This window comes from Pseudomonas sp. JL23 (assembly GCF_056933585.1).
The window spans coordinates 5,258,907-5,282,632 of sequence record NZ_CM167795.1 but is presented as its reverse complement, the minus strand read 5'-3'; the positions used below and the strand labels follow the sequence as shown (position 1 = coordinate 5,282,632).

The 23,726-nt window shown below is 58.7% G+C and carries 19 protein-coding genes, 2 tRNA genes and 1 pseudogene; 8 read left to right on the top strand and 14 right to left on the bottom strand.

The window, feature by feature from the left end; all coding sequences use genetic code 11:
- Positions 1–60: 60 nt before the first annotated feature.
- Positions 61–840: a ferredoxin-NADP reductase gene (gene fpr / locus AC1Z24_RS24370; protein WP_259109844.1), complete on the top strand. Its 780-nt coding sequence runs from the start codon at positions 61–63 to the stop codon at positions 838–840.
- A 134-nt stretch (positions 841–974) separates the two neighbouring features.
- On the opposite strand, the gene tsaA is transcribed toward fpr, so the two are convergent.
- From tsaA to rimO, 5 genes are all read right to left on the bottom strand, one after another.
- Positions 975–1,673 (bottom strand): tRNA (N6-threonylcarbamoyladenosine(37)-N6)-methyltransferase TrmO, encoded by a 699-nt coding sequence (tsaA, locus tag AC1Z24_RS24365; protein ID WP_483743037.1) that lies wholly within the window; start codon positions 1,671–1,673, stop codon positions 975–977.
- Between the two features lie 7 nt (positions 1,674–1,680).
- Complete coding sequence (locus AC1Z24_RS24360) at positions 1,681–2,142, bottom strand: YehS family protein (RefSeq protein WP_259109840.1); 462 nt, start codon at positions 2,140–2,142, stop codon at positions 1,681–1,683.
- An 81-nt stretch (positions 2,143–2,223) separates the two neighbouring features.
- Positions 2,224–2,934, bottom strand: a complete 711-nt coding sequence (locus AC1Z24_RS24355; protein WP_259109839.1) for an rRNA pseudouridine synthase — start codon at positions 2,932–2,934, stop codon at positions 2,224–2,226.
- Positions 2,935–3,067: 133 nt separating this feature from the next.
- Positions 3,068–3,523 carry a GNAT family N-acetyltransferase gene (locus AC1Z24_RS24350; protein ID WP_483743036.1) on the bottom strand — a complete coding sequence of 152 codons (456 nt, stop codon included), beginning with the start codon at positions 3,521–3,523 and terminating at the stop codon, positions 3,068–3,070.
- Between the two features lie 133 nt (positions 3,524–3,656).
- Positions 3,657–4,994, bottom strand: a complete 1,338-nt coding sequence (rimO, locus tag AC1Z24_RS24345; protein WP_483743035.1) for a 30S ribosomal protein S12 methylthiotransferase RimO — start codon at positions 4,992–4,994, stop codon at positions 3,657–3,659.
- Between the two features lie 276 nt (positions 4,995–5,270).
- Between rimO and AC1Z24_RS24340 the strand changes: the two genes are divergently transcribed.
- Positions 5,271–7,169 (top strand): potassium transporter Kup, encoded by a 1,899-nt coding sequence (locus AC1Z24_RS24340; RefSeq protein WP_483743034.1) that lies wholly within the window; start codon positions 5,271–5,273, stop codon positions 7,167–7,169.
- 180 nt (positions 7,170–7,349) lie between these two features.
- Here the strand turns inward: AC1Z24_RS24340 and AC1Z24_RS24335 are convergent, their stop codons facing one another.
- The 4 genes from AC1Z24_RS24335 to AC1Z24_RS24320 all read right to left on the bottom strand — a co-directional run bounded on the left by AC1Z24_RS24335 (position 7,350) and on the right by AC1Z24_RS24320 (position 12,065).
- The gene (locus AC1Z24_RS24335; protein ID WP_483743033.1) at positions 7,350–8,714 is read right to left on the bottom strand and encodes a virulence factor family protein; all 1,365 of its coding nucleotides are present in this window, start codon (positions 8,712–8,714) and stop codon (positions 7,350–7,352) included.
- Positions 8,714–11,359 (bottom strand): bifunctional lysylphosphatidylglycerol flippase/synthetase MprF, encoded by a 2,646-nt coding sequence (gene mprF / locus AC1Z24_RS24330; RefSeq protein WP_483743032.1) that lies wholly within the window; start codon positions 11,357–11,359, stop codon positions 8,714–8,716. Before mprF ends, AC1Z24_RS24335 begins: the two co-directional genes overlap by 1 nt.
- Positions 11,360–11,699: 340 nt before the next feature.
- Positions 11,700–11,776 (bottom strand) — tRNA-Met (locus AC1Z24_RS24325).
- Between the two features lie 212 nt (positions 11,777–11,988).
- Positions 11,989–12,065 (bottom strand) — tRNA-Met (locus AC1Z24_RS24320).
- A gap of 238 nt (positions 12,066–12,303) precedes the next feature.
- On the opposite strand from AC1Z24_RS24320, the gene dinB reads away from it, so the two are divergent.
- A complete protein-coding gene (gene dinB, locus AC1Z24_RS24315) occupies positions 12,304–13,365 on the top strand; it encodes a DNA polymerase IV (protein ID WP_483746704.1) in 1,062 nt (353 codons plus the stop codon).
- 170 nt (positions 13,366–13,535) lie between these two features.
- Here dinB and AC1Z24_RS24310 read toward each other — a convergent pair whose 3' ends face one another.
- From AC1Z24_RS24310 to AC1Z24_RS24300, 3 genes are all read right to left on the bottom strand, one after another.
- Entirely contained in the window at positions 13,536–14,483 is a 948-nt protein-coding gene (locus AC1Z24_RS24310) for a hypothetical protein (RefSeq protein WP_483743031.1), read from the bottom strand.
- A gap of 87 nt (positions 14,484–14,570) precedes the next feature.
- Positions 14,571–16,286 carry a proline--tRNA ligase gene (locus AC1Z24_RS24305; RefSeq protein ID WP_483743030.1) on the bottom strand — a complete coding sequence of 572 codons (1,716 nt, stop codon included), beginning with the start codon at positions 16,284–16,286 and terminating at the stop codon, positions 14,571–14,573.
- A 158-nt stretch (positions 16,287–16,444) separates the two neighbouring features.
- On the bottom strand, positions 16,445–17,773 hold the full coding sequence (locus tag AC1Z24_RS24300) for an OprD family porin (RefSeq protein WP_483743029.1): 1,329 nt from the start codon (positions 17,771–17,773) through the stop codon (positions 16,445–16,447).
- A 929-nt stretch (positions 17,774–18,702) separates the two neighbouring features.
- Between AC1Z24_RS24300 and AC1Z24_RS24295 the strand changes: the two genes are divergently transcribed.
- Both AC1Z24_RS24295 and AC1Z24_RS24290 read left to right on the top strand, forming a co-directional pair.
- Positions 18,703–19,125 carry an HIT domain-containing protein gene (locus tag AC1Z24_RS24295; protein WP_483743028.1) on the top strand — a complete coding sequence of 141 codons (423 nt, stop codon included), beginning with the start codon at positions 18,703–18,705 and terminating at the stop codon, positions 19,123–19,125.
- Positions 19,126–19,130: 5 nt separating this feature from the next.
- Positions 19,131–19,337: a SlyX family protein gene (locus AC1Z24_RS24290; protein ID WP_259109724.1), complete on the top strand. Its 207-nt coding sequence runs from the start codon at positions 19,131–19,133 to the stop codon at positions 19,335–19,337.
- A 70-nt stretch (positions 19,338–19,407) separates the two neighbouring features.
- Here the strand turns inward: AC1Z24_RS24290 and AC1Z24_RS24285 are convergent, their stop codons facing one another.
- Both AC1Z24_RS24285 and AC1Z24_RS24280 read right to left on the bottom strand, forming a co-directional pair.
- Positions 19,408–19,605, bottom strand: coding sequence for a cold shock domain-containing protein (locus AC1Z24_RS24285; RefSeq protein ID WP_238591726.1), 198 nt, complete (start codon positions 19,603–19,605; stop codon positions 19,408–19,410).
- Positions 19,606–19,737: 132 nt separating this feature from the next.
- Positions 19,738–20,013, bottom strand: a pseudogene (locus tag AC1Z24_RS24280) (cold shock domain-containing protein membrane protein); the annotation flags it as partial.
- Positions 20,014–20,445: 432 nt separating this feature from the next.
- Between AC1Z24_RS24280 and AC1Z24_RS24275 the strand changes: the two are divergent.
- The 3 genes from AC1Z24_RS24275 (at position 20,446) to aspS (ending at position 23,721) form a co-directional block, all read left to right on the top strand.
- Entirely contained in the window at positions 20,446–20,919 is a 474-nt protein-coding gene (locus AC1Z24_RS24275) for a Dps family protein (protein WP_259109721.1), read from the top strand.
- A gap of 372 nt (positions 20,920–21,291) precedes the next feature.
- Positions 21,292–21,639 carry a ribbon-helix-helix domain-containing protein gene (locus AC1Z24_RS24270; protein ID WP_259109716.1) on the top strand — a complete coding sequence of 116 codons (348 nt, stop codon included), beginning with the start codon at positions 21,292–21,294 and terminating at the stop codon, positions 21,637–21,639.
- Between the two features lie 303 nt (positions 21,640–21,942).
- The gene (gene aspS, locus AC1Z24_RS24265; protein ID WP_483743027.1) at positions 21,943–23,721 is read left to right on the top strand and encodes an aspartate--tRNA ligase; all 1,779 of its coding nucleotides are present in this window, start codon (positions 21,943–21,945) and stop codon (positions 23,719–23,721) included.
- Positions 23,722–23,726 lie beyond the last annotated feature (5 nt).

The window sequence follows — 23,726 nt, the reverse complement described above, 5'->3', positions numbered from 1 at the left end:
TGTCGCGCAATAGCGCTTTCACATCAGGCGCAGGCGATATTTTCAGGAGTCTCCACTTACATGAGCAACATGAACCACGAGCGTGTCCTCAGCGTCCACCACTGGAATGACACCCTCTTCAGTTTCAAGTGCACCCGTGATCCAGGTCTGCGCTTCGAGAACGGTCAGTTCGTCATGATCGGTCTGCAGCAGCCTAACGGGCGCCCGCTCATGCGTGCCTACTCGATCGCCAGCCCGAACTGGGAAGAGCATCTGGAATTCTTCAGCATCAAGGTGCCGGACGGTCCGCTGACTTCGCAGTTGCAGCACCTCAAGGAAGGCGACGAGATCATTATCAGCAAGAAGCCTACGGGCACGCTGGTTCTCGACGACCTCAAGCCGGGCAAGCATCTGTACCTGCTCAGCACCGGTACGGGCCTGGCGCCGTTCATGAGTGTGATCCAGGATCCGGAAACCTACGAGCGTTTCGAGAAAGTGATTCTCTGCCACGGCGTACGCTACGTGAACGAAGTCGCCTACCGCGAGTTCATCACCGAGCATCTGCCGCAGAACGAATTCTTCGGCGAGTCGCTGCGTGACAAGCTGATTTACTACCCCACCGTGACCCGTGAGCCTTTCGAGAATCAGGGCCGCCTGACCGACCTGATGCGCAGCGGCAAGCTGTTCACTGATATCGGCCTGCCGCCGATCAACCCGCAGGACGACCGCGCCATGCTGTGCGGCAGCCCGAGCATGCTCGACGAAACCAGCGAAGTGCTCAACAGCTTCGGCCTGACCGTTTCGCCGCGTATGCGCGAGCCGGGGGATTACCTGATCGAGCGTGCTTTCGTCGAGAAGTAAGCTTCGGCGATTGGCCAGCACATCCAACACCCCGCGAGAGCTGAGCTTTCGCGGGGTGTTTTGTTTGTGGGACCGGCTTTCGCCGGGAATTCGCTTTCCCGGCTAAAGCCGGTCCCACAAGAGGGGCGCATGCATCAACCTGCCGCTGGCACAACCTCCAACACCCTTATCAGACCGATCTCGGGGTAATGCCAACGCACATCCAGATCCCAGAACTGTGCGCCGTAGCGACGCTCAGGCGGCGGTATCTGGTAGGCCGGACGCGGATCCTGGGCCAGGCATTGCTCGATCAGCTCCACCAGCGGTTCTGCCAGACGTTGGCCGTGCTCGCGGGCCTGAATCAGCGCGTCGTCCGCCCATTGCACCGCAATCAGCTGCGGCGGTGCACTGGCCATCAGGTTACTGGCGTTATCGATGCAGTCGGCATAGGGCACATAAGGCTTGATATCCAGCACGGGCGTGCCGTCGAGCAGGTCGATGCCGGACAGCCACAGGCGCCCGGGCTCGACTTTTTCCAGGCGGACCACGGACTGGCCGATGCCATTGGGCCTGTGGGTCGCCCGAGTGGCAAAGACGCCCATGGACTGATTGCCGCCCAGGCGCGGCGGGCGCACTTTGAGCCGTGGCTTGTCTTCCAGGGCCTGATGAAACAGGAACAGCAGCCAGACATGGCTGACCTGCTCAAGACCCTGTACCGCCTCGCCCTGATCGAAAGGCGCAACCAGTTCCAGTACGCCCCGCGCGGCGGGAGCCAGCTGTGGCTGGCGGGGGATGGCGAACTTCTCCTTGAAGCAGGAGCGCACGAACCCCACCGGCGTGACGTTGTAGCTCATGGACGGCTCAGGCACGTACGCGCAGGGTCAGGCCCTTGAGGAAGTTGCGCAGCAACTGGTCGCCGCACGGGCGGTAGTTGTTGTGGCCGACCTTGCGGAACAGCGCGCTCAGTTCAGGCTTGGAAACCGGGAATTGCGCGGCGCTGAGGATGGCATGCATGTCGTCTTCTTTCAGTTCAAAGGCGACCCGCAGCTTTTTCAGGACGATGTTGTTGGTGATCGGCAGCTCGATGGGCTGCGCCGGACGGCTTTCGTCCTTGCCGCGCTTGAAGAACACCAAACCGTCGAGAAAGTGGGCCATGATTTCATCGCTGCAATCCTGATAGCCTTCTTCTTCGTCCTTTTTCATAAAGGCGATCACGTCGGTCTTGCTGATTTCCAGGCCGCCGAGTGCGGTGATCTCGGCCACTTTGCCGTCACTGATATCCAGCATGTAGCGCACGCTGCGCAAAACGTCGTTGTTCATCATGGTGCTTGAATCCTGATCAGGTGCTGATGACGCGGCAACAGGTCGTGCCGCATCAGCGAAATTAAGAGAGGGTGCGGGGCCTTAGAACTTTTCCTTGGCCGTCATATAGCGCCACTGGCCTTCCGGCAGCTTGCCCATGGACACGCCGCCAATGCGGATGCGGCGCATCCACACGACTTTCAGGCCGACGGCGGTGCACAGCTGCACGATGACCCCCGGCTGCGGGTTCTTCATGGCGAAGCGCAGACGGTTTTCGTTCTGCCAGCTGGCTTTGACGGCGGGCAGTTCCTTGCCCTTGTAGGTCAGGCCGTGGTTCAGGCGGTTAAGGCCGTGATCGACCATGTCGCCGGATACCTCAACCACGTATTCCTGTTCGATCTTGCTGCGATCGTCGGTGAGCTTGCGCAGGATCTTCCAGTCCTGGCTGAACACCGTCAGGCCGCTGGCATCGTCCTGCAGCGATGAAGACGATTCCAGGCGCAGAAAGTGGCCGCGCAGCGGACGTTTGCCGAAGCTGTGTTCCTCCGACAGGGTGCCGGCCGTGATCGACCCCAGGGCAGCGTCCAGAGACAGCTGCGCCGGTTTGTGCAGGATCAGGGTGACCGGCTCGGGTGCGTCGGCCCGGGCCTGGGCGCTCAGCTCGACGATTTGCGTATCGACCTTGAACTGCGGCTCATCGATGACCTGGCCATCCACGGTGACCCAGCCGCCTTCGATAAACAGTTCGGCCTCGCGGCGCGAGCAGCCGACCAGTTCGATAAGGCGTTTGGATAGGCGAATGGGGTCTGTCATGAAAAAAAGCCGTTGCTTGGAGAAGAGGGCGCACATTGTACCTGTGCGGGCCGGGTTAATCGCTTACTCATTGAAATCAACGCTGACAATCAGGGTTCGCGGGCAAGCCTCGCCCCAGCGGTGTGTGTTTTGATCATTCGTCATCCTCCAGACGCATGCGCAGGATCGGAAAGGGCTGACCCAGGCCGTCCTCTTCGGTACGCCCGACCACCTCGAAGCCCTGCTTGAGGTAGAACCCCACGGCCTGAGTGTTCTGTTCGTTGACGTCCAGTTCCCGGGCGTCGAAGTTTTCCAGGGCATAGTCCAGCAACAGTTTGCCCAGGCCCTGGCCACGATATTCGGGGCCGAGAAAAAGCATTTCCAGTTTGCCCAGGCTGGCCCCGGCGAAACCGCTGATCTTCTGGTTCGGGCCGCGGATGCAGAAAAGGCTGACGGCGTCCAGATACTGGGTCAGCAGCAGGTGCTTGAGAATCTCGATGTAGGAATCGGGCAGGAAATCATGGGTGGCGCGAACCGATTCCTCCCAGACTTCGATGATTTGCGGGTAGTCGCCGGGCTTGGGCATGAAGATGCATTGCGGCTGCAACATGTCGACGGATTCCCTGTTGGCTGATTTCGATTATCTGAGCAAGTCTGGACCGCTCGCGTCAGGGTGCAAATTTTTGCCAAAAAAAAGCCCCGCCCTTGTGCAAGGGCGGGGCTTTGTTCACGGGATTGACGACTTAGATCGTCTCAGCCCACAGGTCGTACTCGTCGGCATCGGTGACGCGGCACATGACCTTGTCGCCCGGCTTGAGGTCCTTGTCGCTGTCGATGAACACGTTACCGTCGATTTCCGGAGCATCGAAGAAGCAACGGCCAACCGCGCCCTGTTCGTCGACTTCGTCGATCAGCACTTCGATTTCCTTGCCAATCTTCATTTGCAGACGGGCCGCGCTGATGGCCTGTTGATGGGCCATGAAGCGGTCCCAGCGATCCTGCTTGACGTCATCGGGCACGATGGCCGCATCCAGCAGGTTCGCTGGCGCGCCTTCGACCGGCGAATACTGGAAGCAGCCGACGCGATCCAGCTGTGCTTCGGTCAGCCAGTCCAGCAGGTACTGGAAATCTTCTTCGGTTTCGCCGGGGAAGCCGACGATGAAGGTCGAGCGGATGATCAGGTCCGGGCATTGCTCGCGCCAGTTCTTGATCCGCGCCAGGGTCTTGTCTTCGAACGCCGGGCGCTTCATCAGCTTGAGGATGCGCGGGCTGGCGTGCTGGAACGGGATGTCCAGGTACGGCAGGATTTTTCCTGCGGCCATCAGCGGGATCAGCTCGTCGACGTGCGGGTACGGATACACGTAGTGCAGGCGTACCCAGACGCCCAGGGAACTGAGAGCCTGGCACAGTTCGGTCATGCGCGTCTTGACCGGCGCGCCATTCCAGAAACCGGTGCGGTATTTGACGTCAACGCCGTAAGCGCTGGTGTCCTGGGAGATCACCAACAGCTCCTTGACCCCGGCCTTGACCAGACGCTGGGCTTCGTCCAGAACATCGCCCACCGGACGGCTGACCAGCTTGCCGCGCATCGAAGGGATGATGCAGAAGCTGCAACTGTGGTTGCAGCCTTCGGAAATCTTCAGGTAGGCGTAGTGACGCGGGGTCAGCTTGACGCCTTGTGGCGGCACCAGGTCGATCAGCGGGTTGTGATCGAGCTTGGGCGGCGCGGCGTCGTGTACGGCGTTGACCACCTGCTCGTACTGCTGCGGACCGGTTACGGCCAGCACGCTAGGGTGCACGTTGCGGATCACGCTCTCGTCGACGCCCATGCAGCCGGTGACGATGACCTTGCCGTTTTCGGCGATGGCTTCGCCGATCACTTCAAGGGACTCGGCCTTGGCGCTGTCGATGAAGCCGCAGGTGTTGACGACTACGACGTCGGCGTCCTGGTAGGTCGGTACGACTTCGTAGCCTTCCATGCGCAGCTGGGTCAGGATGCGTTCGGAATCAACCAGAGCCTTTGGGCATCCGAGTGAAACGAACCCGACCTTGGGGGCGGATGGCGTGGTGACGGTGGACATGGCGAACCTCGGCGATAGTTAGTGCCTGGGCAGGTGGCCGAGGGCACTGGCTGGGCGCTTGGCGCGCCTCTGATCAAAAAGTGCGCAATTCTAGCGACGAGTCTGTCGATTGACCAGCGTTATGCAGAGAATTACGACGAGTGCTGCGCTATGCTTCGCGGCGTTACGTCGTGTCACAAAAAAACAGAGCGTTAACGGCGATGATTGCAGCGTTGCGCAGCTCACAAGGCGGCGTTTCATGTCTTGGAGTTCGAGTCTTGGTTTCAGGAGTGGTAAATGAGTCAAGCAAGTAGTCAGGCTGAGACCGGACATCATTCGGCAAAACCACTGAGTTTGCTGATCGCGGCAGTGGGGGTGGTTTACGGCGATATCGGCACCAGCCCCCTGTATACCCTAAAGGAAGTCTTCAACGGCGGTTACGGCGTCAGTGTCAGTCATGATGGAGTTCTGGGCATCCTGTCGCTGATTTTCTGGTCGCTGATCTGGGTGGTTTCCTTCAAGTACATGGCCTTTGTCCTGCGCGCTGATAACCAGGGCGAGGGCGGAATCATGGCGCTGACGGCGCTGGCGCGACGGGCGTCGGCGAAATATCCGAAATTGCAGGCCACCATGGTGGTGTTCGGGCTGTTCGGTGCGGCGCTGTTCTACGGCGACAGCATGATCACCCCGGCTATCTCAGTGTTGTCGGCGATCGAGGGTATGGAACTGGCCTTTGATGGTCTTGAGCATTGGGTCGTGCCGATTTCTCTGGTCGTACTGGTCGGACTGTTCCTGATCCAGCGCCACGGTACGGCGCGCATTGGCGTGCTGTTCGGTCCGATCATGGTCACCTGGTTTCTGGTCCTTGGCGCTCTGGGCGTGTGGGGCATCAGCCAGCAGCCTGAAGTGATCCATGCGGTCAATCCACTCTGGGCCTTTCGCTTCTTTGTCGAGCATCCGGGGATCGGCGTGGCGATTCTCGGCGCCGTGGTCCTGGCGTTGACCGGTGCCGAAGCCCTGTATGCCGACATGGGTCACTTCGGTCGCCGGCCGATTTCCCGTGCCTGGTTCATCCTCGTGCTGCCTGCACTGGTCTTGAACTACTTCGGTCAGGGCGCCCTGGTACTGCAGGACCCGGAAGCGATCCGCAACCCGTTCTACCTGCTGGCGCCCAGCTGGGCGCTGTTGCCACTGATCGGCCTGTCGACTCTGGCGACCATCATTGCCTCCCAGGCGGTGATCTCCGGCGCGTTTTCCATGACCCTGCAGGCGATCCAGTTGGGTTATATCCCGCGCATGTACATCCAGCACACCTCCAGTGACGCCCAGGGCCAGATCTACATAGGCGCAGTGAACTGGTCGCTGATGGTTGGCGTGATCCTGCTGGTGCTGGGTTTCGAGTCTTCGGGCGCGTTGGCCTCGGCTTACGGCGTGGCGGTGACCGGGACAATGCTCTGCACGACCATTCTGGTGTCGTCGGTGATGTTGATGCTGTGGAAATGGCCGCCAATCCTGGCGGTGCCGGTGTTGTTGGGCTGCCTGTTGGTGGATGGCCTGTTCTTCGCCGCCAACGTGCCAAAAGTGGTGCAGGGCGGGGCGTTCCCGGTGCTGGCCGGTATCGTGCTGTTTGTCCTGATGACCACCTGGAAGCGCGGCAAACAGTTGCTGAGCGAGCGGATTTCCGAAGGTGGCCTGCCCCTGCCGATTTTCATCAGCAGTATTCGCGTACAGCCGCCATTCCGCGCCCAGGGGACTGCGGTGTTCCTGACCGCCCGCTCCGACGCCGTGCCTCATGCGCTGTTGCACAACATGCTGCATAACCAAGTGTTGCACGAGCAGGTGGTGCTGCTGACGGTGGTTTATGAAGACTCGCCACGGGTGCCGGCGCAGCGGCGTTTCGAGGTCGAGGCCTATGGCGAAGGTTTCTACCGGGTGATCCTGCACTTTGGCTTTATCGACGAGCCGGACGTGCCGGCCGCGTTGAAGCTGTGCCACCTGGATGAGCTGGACTTCAGTCCGATGCGTACCACCTACTTCCTCAGCCGCGAGACCATTGTCTCGTCCAAGCTGGTAGGCATGGCGCGCTGGCGTGAAGGGCTGTTCGCCTTCATGCTCAAGAACGCCAACGGTAATCTGCGCTTCTTCAAGCTGCCGTACAACCGGGTGATCGAGCTGGGTACCCAGGTCGAGATGTAGTTCCCAAGGCAATAAAAAGCCCCCGTAGCTGTGAAGCAGCGGGGGCTTTTTTAATGCTGCTATCTCCTGTGGGACCGGCTTTAGCCGGGAGGGCGGTATTCAATACGATGAATATGTATCGACTGTCCCCGCGCCTTCCCGGCTAAAGCCGGTCCCACAAGAGGTGTCCTTCAAGCTGCCTTACTCCGTTGCCGGGGTTTCTGCCGGTGCAGGTGCTGCCGCCTTTGCCTGCCACTTGTTGATCACGGCGATCAGGCGCTTGGCCAGAGCCGGGTAGTTCTCGTCGAAGTGATGGCCGCCGGGCAGTTGCAGCTTCTCGCCCACTGCTGTCTTGTCGGTGCAGCCGCTTTCATCCTTCTCCTCGATGCCGTAGACGCACAGCACCTTGTCGCCAGGCAGTTTGGCCATTTCCTCGCCGGTGGTGGCTTCCTTGCCTGCACTGCCCAGCCAGCCACCGACGTGGATCTCGAAGCTGCCGGTACGGGCGAAGGCCAGCAGGATAATGCCGGCGATACGGTTCTGGTCGTCGGCAGGCAGGCGGTTGTAGATCGCCGGCATCACGTCGGCACCGAAGGAGTACCCGGCGAGGATGAAGCGCTTGGCGCCCCATTTTTGCCGGTAGTGGGCCATCACTTCAGTCAGGTCCGCTGCGGTCTGTTCCGGGGTCTTGTGTTCCCAGTAATAACGCAGGGTGTCGATACCGACTACGGGATAGCCCATGCCGGCCATATCCCCGGCCACCACTTTGTCCAGGTCGCGCCAGCCGCCATCGCCGGACATGAACAGGGTCACGGTGTCGGAGTTCGGGCCTGCGGCGGCCGGCACTTCCACGGTAGGGACGCCCAGGCCGCCGCTGTCGTTCTCGCCGACCAGCTTGTGGCGCAGTTCGGTGTTCAGCACTTGCGGCAGTTTGATGTCGTAGTCGCTGATACTGGTATCGGCATTGGGTTGGTCGCGAACGAATGCGGCCGGGACATCATCGGGCTGATCGTTCCAGGCCACCATCCAGTGACCGTGAGGCGCCTTTTGCGGCAAGGGTGTGTCGCAGATCACTGGTGGCGTTTCATCGGGCTCCAGCGGCTTGACCGGCTCTGTTGAAGGCACCTCGACGACGAAGCCGACCGAGATGGCCTCGGCCTTATCGTTGTTCTGCGAGGCCAGCCAGCGCCACGCCAGGGTAGCGCCCGGGCCGATACCGGCAACCACGTCGGGTGCGCCCTGCATCTGCGTCAGGGCTTCCTGGAAGGTCTTTTGCTGCAGGACGCAGTTGTCCTTGGGCAGGATCACCTGAATGATCTGCGCCGAGGCGTCCTTGCTCAGTGCCTGCAGTTGTTTGTCCGAGAGAAAGTCGTCAGTGGTCACAGCCAGGGCGACCTGGGTCTTGACCCGGGTCGCAGGCGTGGCGGTAGTCAGGGCCGAACCATCGGAAAGGGTGGTGCGTGTCAGTACCGCTGGAGGGGCAGGGCGATTCCACAGCCAGAAGCCCAGTGCCACTACGAGAATAACCAGGGCTGCAAGCAAAAATCGCCAGTAGCGTTGAATCATCAGCGTTTCACCAATCCAGTCAGGCCGCCCGCAATCAGGGCGGCGGTGTCAGCCAGTGCCACGAGAGGATCGAGTCCTGCCGGCACGGCCATATAACGAGGTTCCCAGTCAGGCTGGAATTTGTCTTTGAAGCGGCGCAGCCCCTGGAAGTTGTACAGCTGTTCGCCACGGCGGAAGACCATCGAGCCGAGACGCTGAGTCAGGGGCGCACCACGTCGTGGCTGCAAGCCGGATAAGGGCACCATGCCCAAGCTGAAGCGTCCATAACCGTTTTGTTTGTAGTGCAATATCAGGCCGACCATCATGAATTCCATGGTCAGCTTCGGCGCCTCGGGATGCGCACGCATCAGGTCGAGGCTGGCCAGATCCTTGCGCGAGGTCTCCAGCAGGTTGGCGAAAGCCACAGGCTTGCCTTCGAAACGAATGATCGCCACGCGGAAATATTGCAGATACTCGGGGCTGAAACGGCCCAGGGAGAAGCCTTTCTCGCGTACGTTCTTGCCGGTGAGCCAGGCATCGGAAATGATCTTCAGCTCTTCCAGCGGGGCCTGGCCCGGTTCGTGGATTTCCAGGGACAGGCCATCACGGCCGCCGCGGTTCCAGGTGTAGCGCAGGTCCTTCATCTCCTTGCCCTTGGCGTCGATATCGAAGCGAAGCAGGTCAACCCGCGCCTCTTCGCCGAGCTTGATCGCGGTCAGGCCGATGTCCATGTAGAACGGCAGATTTTCCGCGCGAACCTGATAGAACACCGGACGGGCATGGTGCACGTCGCACAGGTCGCGGAACTGCCAGATCAGTTCGGCGCGCTGTTGGGTCGGGCCAATAGGGTCGTACAGGGCCACCAGACTGCGGCCACGGTGCGCGTACATCAAAAAGGCATTACCGCTGGGGTGCAGCAGGATCGCCTTGTCACCGGTCAGGGCCAGGCCACCGTCAGGCTGGGCCGAGGCCTTGACGATCTCGGCGGCCTTGGCCAGTTCGGCGGCGTCAGGCAGCTTGATCACCGGGCGCGCGGTACGCAGCAGCCAGGTCAGGGACACAATCACCAGCAACACCGCACTGCCCAGCGCCGAGCGCAGGGCTCTAGGGGCGTCAGCGTCGAGCGTGAACTGCCACCACAGCTGATGGCTGTAGGGGACGTCCTGATAGGCGAACAGCAGCAGCCAGATGGATGCACCGACCACGCAGACGCTGGCCATCAGGTACAGGCCGGAGAAAGGCAGTTCAAGCAGGCGGCTGGGGCGATAGAACGACCGGCGGAACACGGCCAGCAGACAGGCAGTGATCACCAGCATGCTGGCTTCTTCCCAGTCGAAGCCCTTGAGCATCGACAGTACGGCGCCGGCAACGAGCAGACCGAGGGTCAGCATCCAGGCCGCTGACAGGCGCCGACGCAGGCCCTGGGCCAGCAGCAGGCAGAGCACACCAACCAGACTGGCGACAAAGTGCGAGGCATCGATCAGGCGGTGCGGAATCATGAAGCCGACGTATTCAAGGCGTGTGTCGATTTCCGGCGTGGAGCCTGAGAACAGCAACACTACGCCGGAAAGGAATACCAGCAGGGCCAGGATCGGCGCCGCCAGACCGGACGCCACGCGCATCGCCTGACGGGTCGGCAGCAAGCGCTGAGCTTCGTTGAACAGCAGGACCAGACACGCCACCAACAGTGGCAGCACCACGTAAATCAGGCGATACAGCAGCAGCGCTGCGGCCAGAGGCGCGGCACCGAGTTCGTTGGCGAAGGCGGCCAGCAGAATGGCCTCGAACACCCCCACCCCACCGGGCACATGGCTCAGTACACCAGCAGCCAGAGCCAGCAGGTAGACCAACAGGAACGCGGCGAACGGCGGCGACTGTGGCAACAGCAGATACAGCACGGTGGCGGCTGCGGCGACATCCAGAGCAGTGATGACCAACTGCATCAGGGTCAGGCGCGTGCTCGGCAGACGCAGAGTACGACGACCGATGCGCACCAACAGGTTGTGAGGGATGGTCTGTTCAGGCAGGCGCCGACGATAAAGCATGACCGCCGCCAGCGTGCCCAGCAGCAGGACCGCGATAGCGATGGCAGCAAGCACGTCGACCGGCAGATGCAGCGCCAGGGAGGCGTCGGACAGGTCAGCGAGCATGGCCAAGGCGGCCAGGGGCGGCAACGCACTGCCCAGGGACAGGCTGGCGAACAGAGTCATGCGGGCGACTTCTATTGCGCCCAGGCCGTGCCGCGAGTACAGCCGGTAACGTACCGAACCGCCCGAGAGCATCGACAGACCGACGGCGTTACCAATGGCGAAAGCGGTGAAGCCGCCCAACACCAAGGTTTTGGCCGGTAACTGTACATTGGCATAACGACTGGCCGAGAGTTCATAACCCAGCAGGATGACGAAGCCGACGACCGTGGCCAGCACCGCACCGCCCAAAGAGGGCAGGGGGACGCTCAACAGCGAATCGTGCAGGGCGTCGAGGTCCATTTCTATCAGCATGTGCCGACAGGCGATCAGAGCGATGGCGAACAGCAGGAGCGTGACGCCCAGCCCGATGGGTTGGCGATACTTGCTCAATAGATCGAGCCAGTGCAGACGGGGAGACGTAATCGGTGGGTTCGCCGCTACTGCTTCTTCATTGAAATCTGACGGGTTATCGCGCATCAATCACTCCTTGGATCGTGCGCGACAGGATGGAGGTATACAGCCAACTTACCAATCCCTACGCAAAGAATATTTCGAGATGTTAGCGCGTCAACGTCTAACGAGCGAATGGAGCGGATACGTTTTCACGTTCGAGCAGTATCGTGACTGCTGGTAAAAAAATTATCGGCAGGATGTGCAAAAACTGTCGCCCTTGGAAATATTACGATACAAGCATGGCGTTCAGGTTTCACAGGGTTTGCCAAAGTGCCTTCTCTGACAAGCATTTAGCGCTGCTGTTCAGCCACCTTTCGACCGGGCAAAAAAAAAGCCACTCTTTCGAGTAGCCTTTCTTTATGTTTGGTTGCGGGAGCCGGATTTGAACCGACGACCTTCGGGTTATGAGCCCGACGAGCTACCAGACTGCTCCATCCCGCGTCTGTGTGGCGGCATTCTACAGCCGAACGGCGAGCTGTCAACCGTTAATGCAAAAAGCCTGCAAATTAGCGGATGAATCGTTCTCATTGGCTAAGTGGCGGTTTGCAAAGATCTTTTTGCAGCCGCTATTCGCTCCCACATGCCGCTCCTGAGTGAGAATTCGGACATGCAAAACAAAAAAGGCCACTCTTTCGAGTAGCCTTTTTGATGTTTGGTTGCGGGAGCCGGATTTGAACCGACGACCTTCGGGTTATGAGCCCGACGAGCTACCAGACTGCTCCATCCCGCGTCTGTGTGGCGGCATTCTACAGAGGAACGCCGGGCTGTCAATTCTTATTTCGGAAAAAGGCTTTTTCTTCAAGTGCTTAGCTCTCCAGCAAAAAGCCCGTAAACGCTGTTAGGGCTTGCCGGGCGGGCCTCATAGCGGTTTGTGCCGTGTCATTCGGCGGGTTGTCGATCGGCGATAAGTGGCACATTTCCATGTGAATGAGATACTGGCGACCATTCCCCTCATACCCATGGCCTCGATGACGCAGCGCAAAATCATTCATGTCGACTGTGACTGCTTCTATGCAGCCATCGAGATGCGCGACGACCCGAGTCTGGCGGCCAAGCCACTGGCCGTGGGCGGCTCGGCGGACCGCCGGGGCGTCATTGCCACCTGCAACTACGAAGCGCGGGCCTTTGGCGTGCGCTCGGCCATGTCATCCCGGCATGCCTTGAAGCTGTGTCCGGACCTGACCATCGTCAAGCCGCGTATGGATGCCTATAAAGAAGCATCCAAGGAAATCCAGACGATCTTTCGTGACTACACCGATCTGATCGAGCCGTTGTCCCTGGATGAGGCTTATCTGGATGTGTCTGATGCCAGTCATTTCTCCGGCAGTGCGACGCGCATTGCCCAGGATATCCGTCGGCGGGTCTCCAACCAGTTGCATATCACTGTGTCGGCCGGGGTCGCGCCCAACAAGTTTCTGGCCAAGATCGCCAGTGACTGGAAAAAACCCAACGGCCTGTTTGTCATTACCCCTGATCAGGTCGAGGACTTCGTTGCCGAATTGCCGGTGAGCAAGCTGCACGGCGTTGGCAAGGTCACCGCCGACAAGCTCGGACGCCTGGGCATTATCAGCTGCACGGACTTGCGCGGCTGGAACAAGCTGGCGCTGGTGCGGGAATTTGGCAGTTTTGGTGAAAGGTTGTGGGGGTTGGCACGTGGGATTGATGAGCGGCCGGTGCAGAACGACAGTCGCCGTCAGTCCGTGAGCGTGGAAAATACCTACGACACGGATTTACCTGATCTGGCGAGTTGTCTGGAAAAGCTCCCGGCCCTATTGGAAACCCTCGAGGTGCGTATGGAGCGCATCGCTGATCATTACCGACCGGGTAAACCCTTCGTTAAAGTGAAATTCCACGATTTTACCCAGACCACCCTGGAGCAGTCGGGAGCAGGGCGGGACTTGGGCAGTTATGAGCACTTGCTCAGCCAGGCGTTTGCCCGGGGCGGCAAGCCGGTGCGGCTGTTGGGGATTGGCGTGCGTCTGCACGATTTGCGTGCGGCCCATGAACAGCTGGAGTTGTTTACCCGTTAGAGACGGCTGCTCGGTTGTGGGACCGGCTTTAGCCGGGAGGGCGTCATTTGAATCACACAAATGTAGCGGACGTACCGGCCCCTTCCCGGCTGAAGCCGGTCCCACAGGGATCATTCCAATTCAGATAATTGCGCATTTGCAGCAGGCGCAACCCATTTGCGCCTACCAGGCTAATTGGGCAACGCCACCAAACGCCCTGCATCCCTGGCCAGGGACTTGATCAGCTCATGCTGCAACTGCGGATCGTTGCGGGTCATGTCGATCAGGCTTTGTTCCAATTCGCTGGCCTGTTCTTCCAGCCCCAACTCGGAAAGGCGTTTGACCCGGTGCACCCACTGACTGACTTCGTCATCTTCCAGGTCGTCGTAGATCAGGGCATGCGCCTCCAGCAGCTTGCCGCGCAAGGTGCTGCTGATGGGCAGAGTGGCATCGCCGTGGGTGTTGTCCTGATCATCTTCGACGCTGACATACAGGCGCGTCACACGGCTCAGGTCTTGCTCGGCGAACGGGCTGTCCAGCAGGTTCAGGCGCAGCACACCGTTACGGTCCGTGCTCAGCTCATGGGTTTCGCTACCGGCCTTGACCAGTACCGGGCGCTCGTTCCACGGCAGATTGGACTTTTCGATCCGCGAATCGCGCTGTACTTCATCGATACCGGCCAGGTTCTGCTGGGCGCGGCCGTGGGAGGGCGCGTTCATGAATGGGTTGAGCCCGGCCAGACCGTAGTTGAGCCAATCCTTGGTCATGCTGTCCGGCAGGTGGCCGAAGGCAACTACATTGGCAATATTGGCGCCGATACCTGCGACCACGGCTACCGCACCCAGGGGAATCTCGTAGATTTCACGCCAGGGTTGATAGGGGGTATAGCGGTCATAGTGACGGGTTACATCGAATTCTTTGACTTCAAAAGTCTTGAACTCATGGATGCGCACGCGACGTTGCGGCAGCTCGAGGGTCTGGGGCTCGCCCATATCCACTTGCAGCACGTGTTCGGTGAGTTTGCGCTCGACGCGCTCTTCGTGCTCGCTGCGCTGTGACATCTGGTTGGCACAACCGCTCATGAGCAGAGTGCCGCAGAGTATCGCGCCACCGAGGCAGGGGGGGCTTCGCTTGAACATGAGATCTCTTGAGGCGGATAAAACGTGTCGTTCAGGTTGGCCGCCGCACTCGATCTGACGGCTGCGGCGGCCTTTCACATCAGGCTATCAGCGCTTGATGTGACCCTTGATGAACGACAGTACTTCAGCGATAGGCAGAGCCTGTGCTTCGGACGCGGTACGGCTCTTGTACTCGATGGTGCCTTCGGCCAGGCCGCGGTCGCTGACCACGATGCGGTGCGGGATGCCGATCAGCTCCATGTCGGCAAACTTGTTGCCCGGGCTGGTTTTCTTGTCGCGATCATCCAGCAGCACGTCGAAACCGGCCGCCTTGAGGTCGGCGTAGAGTTTGTCGGTAGCCTCGCGAACGGCATCAGTCTCATAGCGCAGGGGTACCAGGGCGATATGGAAAGGCGCCAGGGCGTCATTCCAGATAATGCCGTTGGCATCGCTGTTCTGCTCGATGGCTGCGGCAACGACGCGGGAAACACCAATGCCATAGCAACCCATGGACAGGTTGACCGGCTTGCCGTTCTCGCCCAGCACCTGGCACTTCATCGCGTCGCTGTACTTGGTGCCCAGCTGGAAGATGTGACCGACTTCGATGCCGCGCTTGATTTCCAGCGTGCCTTTGCCGTCCGGGCTTGGGTCGCCGGAGACGACGTTGCGCAGGTCGGCAACGACCGGCACGGGCAGGTCGCGCTCCCAGTTGACGCCGAAGTAGTGCTTGTCATCGATGTTGGCGCCGACACCAAAGTCGCTCATCAAGGCAACCGAGCGGTCGATGATGCACGGCAGTGGCAGGTTCAGCGGGCCAAGGGAGCCTGCACCGGCGCCGATGGCGTCGCGCAGTTCGGCTTCGCTGGCCATGACCAGCGGGCTGGCAACGCCTTCCTGCTTGGCGGCCTTGATCTCGTTGAGCTCGTGGTCGCCACGGATGATCAGGGCGATCAGCTTGCCTTCTTCGGCAGCATGAACCACCAGGGTCTTGACGGTCTTTTCGATCGGCAAGTTGTAGCCTTCGACCAGTTGGGCGATGGTCTTGGCGTTCGGGGTATCGACCAGTGTCAGCTCTTGCGTCGGTGCAGGGCGGGAAGTTTCCCGTGGCACGGCTTCGGCTTTCTCGATGTTCGCTGCGTACTCGGAGCCATTGCTGAAGACGATATCGTCTTCGCCGGACTCGGCCAATACGTGGAACTCATGGGAGCCGGCGCCGCCGATAGAGCCGTTATCGGCTTCGACCGGACGGAATTTCAGGCCCAGGCGGGTGAAGACGTTGCAGTACGCCAGGTGCATGCGATCGTAGGTTTGTTGCAACGAGGCATGGTCGGCGTGGAAGGAGTAGGCGTCCTTCATGACAAATTCGCGGCCGCGCATCAGGCCGAAACGCGGGCGGATTTCGTCGCGGAATTTAGTCTGGATCTGGTACAGGTTGATTGGCAGCTGCTTGTAGCTGTTCAGCTCGTTACGAGCCAGGTCGGTGATCACTTCTTCATGGGTCGGGCCCAGGCAGAAGTCGCGCTGATGACGGTCGGTCAGGCGCATCAGTTCAGGGCCGTACTGTTCCCAGCGACCTGATTCCTGCCACAGTTCGGCAGGCTGGATACCCGGCATCAATACTTCCAGTGCCCCAGCAGCGTCCATTTCTTCACGAACGACAGCTTCGACCTTGCGCAATACACGCAAGCCCATGGGCAGCCAGGTGTAGAGGCCGGAAGCGAGTTTGCGGATCATGCCGGCACGCAGCATCAGCTGGTGACTGACCACTACCGCATCGGAAGGCGTTTCTTTCTGTGTGGCGAGCAAATATTGACTGGTGCGCATGGTAGGCCGTTGTCGGTTGCTGAACTAGAAATGACCGGTGATTGTACGGGGATGATTTATCCCCGTACAGGGCAAGGGCTCTGTCGAGGGCTTTACCCCATAAATGAAGAAGCCCGGCATGAGCCGGGCTTCTTGTGCAACGAGAGACTGAGCAGCGATTACAAGATCGAGATCGGGTAGTCGACAATCAGACGGAACTCGTTGATATCGCCTTCGCCTTCGTCGGTGTTGGCACGGTGCCAAGCTTGACGGATGCGGAAGGACAGGTCTTTAGCCGGGCCGCTCTGGAGCACGTATTTGGCTTCCAGGTTGGTCTCGTGGTGGCTGCCATCTTTGCCGTACAGACCGGTGTAGGTGCTGTTGCTCGGCGTGTGGGTACCGTCGATGTCAGTACCGCTGACGTAGCGGGTCATGAAGCTCAGACCTGGTACGCCGTACGGAGCCATGCTCAGGTCGTAGCGAGCTTGCCACGATCTTTCGCCAGGGGCGTTGAAGTCGGAGTACTGGATGGAGTTAGCCAGGAAGATCGAGTCGCCACCGCGGTTGTTGTCGCCAATACCGATGTAGTCGAACGGCGTGTCACCGTTGATCTTCTGGAAAGCCAGGGTCAGGGTGTGTGCTGCCAGGAAGGAGTAGGCAACCGAACCCGAGTAGGCGGTGTTGTTGATAGTACCGGCTTTGGCGCTACCAGTGTCGTCTGTGCGATAGATGTTGAAATCGAACGCCAGGGACTGGTCGCTGGTCAGCGGCAGTGCGTAGTTCACGTTACCGTAGTACTGGTTCCAGACGTCTTCCAGCTTGGCGCCGTAGAACGCAACACCCAGGTTGTCGGTGATGGCGTATTTGCCACCAGCGTAGTCAGCCGATTTGGCCTGAACACCGGCGTAGGTAGCCCAGATAGTGCCGTTACGGTTGGTTTCGTCCTGGCTGGTACCCGAGTAGAAGTGACCGGCTTCAGCATCGAGGCCTTTCAGTTCGCTGGTCTGCAGGCTGATACCGCTGGCGGTCTGAGGCAGAATGCGGGAGCCGCCCACTGCGAAGACTGGGCTGGTAGGCTGCATGTCACCGATTTTCAGCTCGGTTTTCGAGATGCGGAACTTAACGTTGCCACCGGCTTTGCCGAAGCTGTCTTCGTTGCGACCGCGGCTGTCGGTGCTCAGGTTACCCGAACCTGAGTACTTGTCGGAGCCGTCAAGTTTAATTGCGAAATAGCCGAACGCTTCAACACCAACACCAACGGTGCCTTGGGTGTAACCGGAGCTGAAATTGCCCCAGAAGCCTTGAGTCCAGTCTTTATCGTCTACTGCGCCGTTTTTCTTGTCACGGTTGTAGTAGTAGTTACGGGCTTTCAGGTTCAGGCTGCTGCCTTCAATGAAACCTTTGGCTTCGGACTGGTCGCTGACGAAGGCTGCTGCCGTTGCCAGTTGGGTGCCGGCCGTAGCAGCTGTTACTGCCAGGGCGATTGCGCTCCACTTCATCACTCTCATCGTGATTTGCTCCTTTGGTTTTTAAGAAGAGTTACCGCCATCCCACCTGTTTTTTTATCTGGGACAGCTCTTTCTTTTTTGTGTCGGCGAAACTTATATCACGCTGACCATGGTGGCGATAGTTACCAACCTATCCTTGCAAAATCTTTACGGCGGTGTCGCAAATCCGCTCTGTCCATGTCGCAATTGCATAGCATCCATTACCAATTTGTGGCGCCGTACAACTACAAACGGTCCCGGCATACCGTCTCCTCTACGGAGGCTGGATGCTCCTTCCGCAAGGAGCGCTGCGAGCCTTGTGAGTGATGAAGCAACAACCGTGCTCAAAGTTCCGTTTGATGGGAAAAAATTGTGAAAAAACTCGGCTTCACTTTCTGATTGGTCTGTATCTTTATGTTTTATAAGGTTTTTATTTTTTAACAAAAAACCATGATTCGTGCTTGCTGGATCGTTTTTTTGATGTTCCAGCGCTGAAGGTGTTACCTGCTACCGGTTCGATTGAGTAAATGACGGATAAGTGACGTTGCCCTGTGCCGTAGAGTGAGTCGTTTTGGTGCGTTGCTGCGCACCGCCGCCTGATGTTGGAACCTGGCATTTGTCCCTCATAGAAGAAAACACCTGCTTTGTTCCAGATTCATGACACGGGAGTCAGGTTTTCGCCCTTTTCCGACGATTAGGGGCATTATCTGACCAAGAGGTGTAACAATTCGCTCAGTCGAAAGGGTGACTGTGTGTGACTCCAAGTGGTGCGCTCCGGCTTTTTTTGTGCCGGATTGGTGCGGCATGGGCGCGGCCGCACCAAGCCATGGTTTGCCCGGGTCCGGCTGTGAAACTCGCTAATCCCGAGTATCCTGCCCGGTATTAAAGGGCGACTGTTACTTGCCCTTGTCCTACAATTTAAATCCTAACCCCATGATCAGGAGTCATACGTGTTTGTTCTGGATTCGCGGTTGCAACAAGACACTTTGCCCGTCGGGGACTTCGCCCTGTGCCGCTTATTGTTATCCAATGACTCGAACTACCCATGGTTCATCCTGGTGCCGCGTCGGGACTCTATCAGTGAAGTATTCGAGCTGAGTGCTCAGGATCAATTGCAGTTGTGGCAGGAAACCAGTGACCTGGCTGGCGCGCTCAAAGAGCTGTTCCAGGCTGACAAAATGAATGTGGCGGCGTTGGGTAACGTTGTCAGTCAATTGCATATGCATGTCATCGTTCGTCATCGCGATGACTGCGCCTGGCCTGCACCGGTCTGGGGCAAGCATCCCGCCAGGCCCTATACAGCCGAGCAGGTTGTGCATCTGCGTGAACGCTTGCGAACTGCGCTGGGCGAACGTTTTCGTTTCGAGGAGTGATGAACATGGATCTCGAAGCACGGGTTACCGAATTGGAAAGCCGTCTGGCTTTCCAGGACGACACGATTCAGGCGCTCAATGATGTGCTGGTCAGCCAGCAGCGAGCTCTGGACCGGCTGCAATTGCAGATTTCGGCGATGCTCAAGCGTCAGGAGGAGATGGGCAGTCAGTTTGAGACCTTCGAGCAGGATGCGCCGCCGCCTCATTACTGAGTGTCAGGCTGATTTCGGGCATAAAAAAACGCGCGACCCTCTGCCAGGGGCGCGCGTTTTTTTGGGGAAGTTAGCGGCGCGGCAAGGCGGCGATAACGTCCTCGGCCTGCAGGCCTTTGTCACGGTTCATTACGGAAAACTCCACGCGCTGGCCTTCGACCAGTACGCGATGACCTTCGCCGCGAATGGCGCGAAAGTGGACGAAGATATCGTCGCCGGAGTCTCGGGAGATAAAGCCGAAGCCCTTGGAGGTGTTAAACCATTTCACGGTACCGGTATCGCGTTGGCCCGCCTCGTGGCTTTGTGGGGAGGAAGAAGGAGACGATTTGTAGAAGCTCACGGCCAGGTGCAGGGATACAGCCACCAATGCTGCGATCAGCCCCATGATAATGGCGGGCAGACCGGCGATGTTTTCCAGTGGCACGAGCAGGGTCATGGTTTGCAGCACTACAGCCAGGACCAGCAGGGCGCTGACCAGGTTTTGCAGTTGGTGACGTGTACCTCTGTTCCAGTAGGGGATCACGGGTGCCAGTACCAGATTGAGCAGGCCGAAGAAGGCCAGGTAAAGCGCGTCGGGTTTATCCAGGTAGGAAGACAAAGCTTCGCTACGCAGGGCGGGGATGAGGGAAAGCAGCAGGGCTGCGGCTCCCGTTAGCAGGTGAACTATTTTCAACATTTTAATTAACTCACATTTAAGGCGGATCACAAGGAAATAGCCGACTGCTCCCGGTACGCTTCTGAAAAAATTGAGGCGTGCAGCACGGGAAACGGTTCGGCCTATGGGCTACTTCAGCGGTAGCATCACGTCGTCTATTTAACAGCAAAGCCGAAAGCGACTCAAATCAGCCATTTTCGCTCAAGGCACGCGGATATCCAGACGCTCGCATCGAGAAAAAGTGCCCTGGGCTGTTGTATAGATGCTGCGGTTGTTGGCGAAATGCCAGGCCACCGGCTGTATGGTCTGTGGCTCAGAGGCAGGCCGTCTGTCAGTTCGTTCGCTGTCGCTGGCGGCGGGGTGGGGCAATGTGAGGCTGCGCCTGGGCGCTTCTCTTGCTACAGTGGCGGCCGCAACGAACTGAATAACGCCATCATACTAAGGGGATGACGCATGGGAATCGATATTGGTATCAGCGAAGAAGACCGCAAGTCGATTGTCGACGGGCTTTCACATTTGCTCGCGGATACTTATGTACTTTACCTCAAGACGCATAACTTTCACTGGAACGTCAGTGGTCCGATGTTTCGTACGCTGCACTTGATGTTCGAAGAGCAATATAACGAGCTGGCCCTGGCGGTTGACTCGATTGCCGAGCGTATTCGTGCTCTGGGCTTCCCTGCACCTGGGACTTATTCGACTTATGCCCGTTTGTCTTCGATTAAAGAAGAGGAAGGCGTGCCAAAAGCCGAAGATATGATCAGGAGTCTGGTTCAGGGGCAGGAAGCTGTTACGCGCACGGCGCGCAGTCTTTTTCCGTTGCTCGATAAAGTCAGCGACGAGCCGACTGCCGACTTGTTGACTCAGCGCATGCAGGTCCATGAAAAAACCGCATGGATGTTGCGTTCGATGCTTGAGCCGAAGTAAGCGCTTTGACGAGTGGCACATTCAGTGTCACTCGTCTGTCGTTGTTTTCCCTTCTTGAAGTAGTCCCTTTCTTTTTTTCACGATTTTGTCGTGTTCCTGCTGCTTCGCTGCCTTGCAGCCCTGGGTTGCGGCCCTGCATGAGCGAACGCCAGGTCTGTATATAAATATTAAATACCACTTTTTATTTTTCTTCGTTATTTGTTTTCAAATATGTCGCCATTCCTCTGACTGCTGTGGCGAAGTCCTACAGAGTGAGTACATGTATCCTGCTGGAAGTTAAAAAGATATTCGGGCTAGATAGGCATGGCATTTATTTATTTTCAAATGTTTCTGTTTGTTGTCCGAATTGATTTTTACAAGAGGAGTAGCATCATGGCACGAGGAGTCGAACGTGACTTCAAGGACGTGGCGCGACAGGCACTGGTCAACGATGATCCGTTTGTCGAAGAGTTCAATATGCATCTTGCACAGCCGCATTCGAAGTCGGTACGTCTTAATGGTCTGGCCACTTGTTTGCGTCTGGAGCAGGTGTACTGGAACATTCTTGCGGCTATTGCCCATGCAAATAGTTGTTCAGTTAATGCGGTGCTTTCCTACATCGATAGGGAAGTCCACCTGCGGTATGGTGGGGTGAAAAACTTCAGTGGCCTGATCAGGGTCGTATGCGTGGCGCATCTTTTAAAGGGTGATCAGCCGGATCTGCATGAAGCACAGGCCTGAACCGCCACTTTTTTCCGCAGGCTCGCATTCGGCGGGCCTGTAAGGCTCGTGCCCCTTGCTGCATCAATAGCGGTACAGGGTGCGCGGGCAACTTATCGTATTGCAATCGGTTCATGCGGCTGCACAGGCTCGATTAACCCTATATAATCCCCCGCCTTGCCGAGCGGGGCAGGACTCAGCGCGAACAGGGCCGAAGGTGATCCTCAACTGGCTTGGGCCGCGTCCCAGTACTTCTGCACCATCGAGTGCTGGCCAAGAGTGAAAGCCCCACCGAATTTCGAATGACGAGAAGCGAACACCATCATGATGCGCAGCCATTATTGCGGCCAACTGAACGAGAGCCTGGAAGGTCAGGAAATTACCCTTTGCGGATGGGTCCACCGCCGTCGCGACCACGGGGGAGTCATTTTCCTTGATATCCGTGATCGTGAAGGCCTGGCTCAGGTGGTTTTCGATCCGGATCGTGCCGACACCTTCGCGGCTGCCGACCGCGTGCGCGGCGAATACGTCGTCAAGATCACCGGTAAAGTGCGTGCCCGTCCAGCTGGCGCGGTCAACGCGAACATGGCGTCTGGTGCCATCGAAGTCCTGGGTTACGACCTGGAAGTGCTGAATGAGTCGGAAACCCCGCCATTCCCGCTGAACGAATACTCTGATGTCGGCGAAGAAACCCGCCTGCGCTATCGTTTCATCGATCTGCGCCGTCCGGAAATGGCCGAGAAGCTGCGCCTGCGTTCGCGCATCACCAGCAGCATTCGTGGCTATCTGGACGAGAACGGTTTCCTCGATGTGGAAACGCCGATCCTGACCCGCGCTACGCCGGAAGGCGCTCGCGACTATCTGGTGCCGAGCCGCACGCACCCAGGCAGCTTCTTCGCCCTGCCGCAATCGCCACAGTTGTTCAAGCAACTGCTGATGGTGGCCGGCTTCGACCGTTACTACCAGATCGCCAAATGCTTCCGCGACGAAGACCTGCGTGCCGACCGCCAGCCGGAATTCACCCAGATCGACATCGAGACCAGCTTCCTCAACGAGGAAGACATCATCGGCCTGACCGAGAAGATGATTCGCAAGCTGTTCAAGGAAGTGCTGGACCTGGAGTTCGGTGAATTCCCGCACATGACCTTCGAAGAAGCCATGCGTCGCTACGGTTCCGACAAGCCGGACCTGCGTAACCCGCTGGAACTGGTCGACGTTGCCGATCAACTGACCGGTGTCGAGTTCAAGGTATTCAGCGGTCCGGCCAACGATCCGAAGGGCCGTGTTGCCGCACTGCGTGTGCCGGGTGCCGCAAGCATGCCGCGCAGCCAGATCGACGACTACACCAAGTTCGTCAGCATCTACGGTGCCAAGGGCCTGGCCTACATCAAGGTCAACGAGCGCGCCAAGGGTGTTGAGGGGCTGCAGTCGCCGATCGTCAAGTTCATCCCGGAAGACAACCTCAAGGTCATCCTGGATCGCGTTGGCGCCGTCGATGGCGACCTCGTGTTCTTCGGTGCCGACAAGTTCAAGATCGTCAGCGAAGCGCTGGGCGCACTGCGCATCAAGGTCGGTAACGACCTGAAACTGCACACCTGCGAGTGGGCCCCGATGTGGGTCGTCGACTTCCCGATGTTCGAAGAAAACGACGACGGCAGCTTCACCGCGTTGCACCACCCCTTCACGGCGCCCAAGTGCACCCCTGAAGAGCTGGAAGCCAACCCGGCGACAGCCCTGTCCCGTGCCTACGACATGGTCCTCAATGGCACCGAGCTGGGTGGCGGTTCGATCCGTATCCATCGCAAGGACATGCAACAGGCGGTCTTCCGTCTGCTGGGTATCGCCGAAGACGAGCAGCAGGAGAAGTTCGGCTTCCTGCTCGACGCTCTGAAGTACGGTGCTCCGCCCCATGGCGGCCTGGCCTTCGGTCTGGACCGTCTGGTCATGCTGATGACCGGCGCCCAGTCGATTCGTGAAGTCATTGCCTTCCCGAAAACCCAGAGTGCTGCCGATGTCATGACCCAGGCCCCAGGCGTCGTCGATGCCAAGGCCCTGCGTGAACTGCACATCCGTTTGCGCGAACAGCCTAAAGCGGCTGAGTAACACCT

Excerpts from the sequence above, each read along its gene's own strand:
- AC1Z24_RS24340 (WP_483743034.1), top strand. The coding sequence starts at position 5,271 with ATGAGTCAAGCAAGTAGTCAGGCTGAGACCGGACATCATTCGGCAAAA.
- AC1Z24_RS24335 (WP_483743033.1), bottom strand. The coding sequence starts at position 8,714 with ATGATTCAACGCTACTGGCGATTTTTGCTTGCAGCCCTGGTTATTCTC.
- fpr (WP_259109844.1), top strand. The coding sequence starts at position 61 with ATGAGCAACATGAACCACGAGCGTGTCCTCAGCGTCCACCACTGGAAT.
- rimO (WP_483743035.1), bottom strand. The coding sequence starts at position 4,994 with ATGTCCACCGTCACCACGCCATCCGCCCCCAAGGTCGGGTTCGTTTCA.
- aspS (WP_483743027.1), top strand. The coding sequence starts at position 21,943 with ATGATGCGCAGCCATTATTGCGGCCAACTGAACGAGAGCCTGGAAGGT.
- mprF (WP_483743032.1), bottom strand. The coding sequence starts at position 11,359 with ATGCGCGATAACCCGTCAGATTTCAATGAAGAAGCAGTAGCGGCGAAC.
- AC1Z24_RS24270 (WP_259109716.1), top strand. The coding sequence starts at position 21,292 with ATGGCACGAGGAGTCGAACGTGACTTCAAGGACGTGGCGCGACAGGCA.
- AC1Z24_RS24350 (WP_483743036.1), bottom strand. The coding sequence starts at position 3,523 with ATGTTGCAGCCGCAATGCATCTTCATGCCCAAGCCCGGCGACTACCCG.
- tsaA (WP_483743037.1), bottom strand. The coding sequence starts at position 1,673 with ATGAGCTACAACGTCACGCCGGTGGGGTTCGTGCGCTCCTGCTTCAAG.
- AC1Z24_RS24355 (WP_259109839.1), bottom strand. The coding sequence starts at position 2,934 with ATGACAGACCCCATTCGCCTATCCAAACGCCTTATCGAACTGGTCGGC.
- AC1Z24_RS24360 (WP_259109840.1), bottom strand. The coding sequence starts at position 2,142 with ATGATGAACAACGACGTTTTGCGCAGCGTGCGCTACATGCTGGATATC.
- AC1Z24_RS24300 (WP_483743029.1), bottom strand. The coding sequence starts at position 17,773 with ATGAGAGTGATGAAGTGGAGCGCAATCGCCCTGGCAGTAACAGCTGCT.
- AC1Z24_RS24275 (WP_259109721.1), top strand. The coding sequence starts at position 20,446 with ATGGGAATCGATATTGGTATCAGCGAAGAAGACCGCAAGTCGATTGTC.
- AC1Z24_RS24290 (WP_259109724.1), top strand. The coding sequence starts at position 19,131 with ATGGATCTCGAAGCACGGGTTACCGAATTGGAAAGCCGTCTGGCTTTC.
- dinB (WP_483746704.1), top strand. The coding sequence starts at position 12,304 with ATGACGCAGCGCAAAATCATTCATGTCGACTGTGACTGCTTCTATGCA.
- AC1Z24_RS24305 (WP_483743030.1), bottom strand. The coding sequence starts at position 16,286 with ATGCGCACCAGTCAATATTTGCTCGCCACACAGAAAGAAACGCCTTCC.
- AC1Z24_RS24310 (WP_483743031.1), bottom strand. The coding sequence starts at position 14,483 with ATGTTCAAGCGAAGCCCCCCCTGCCTCGGTGGCGCGATACTCTGCGGC.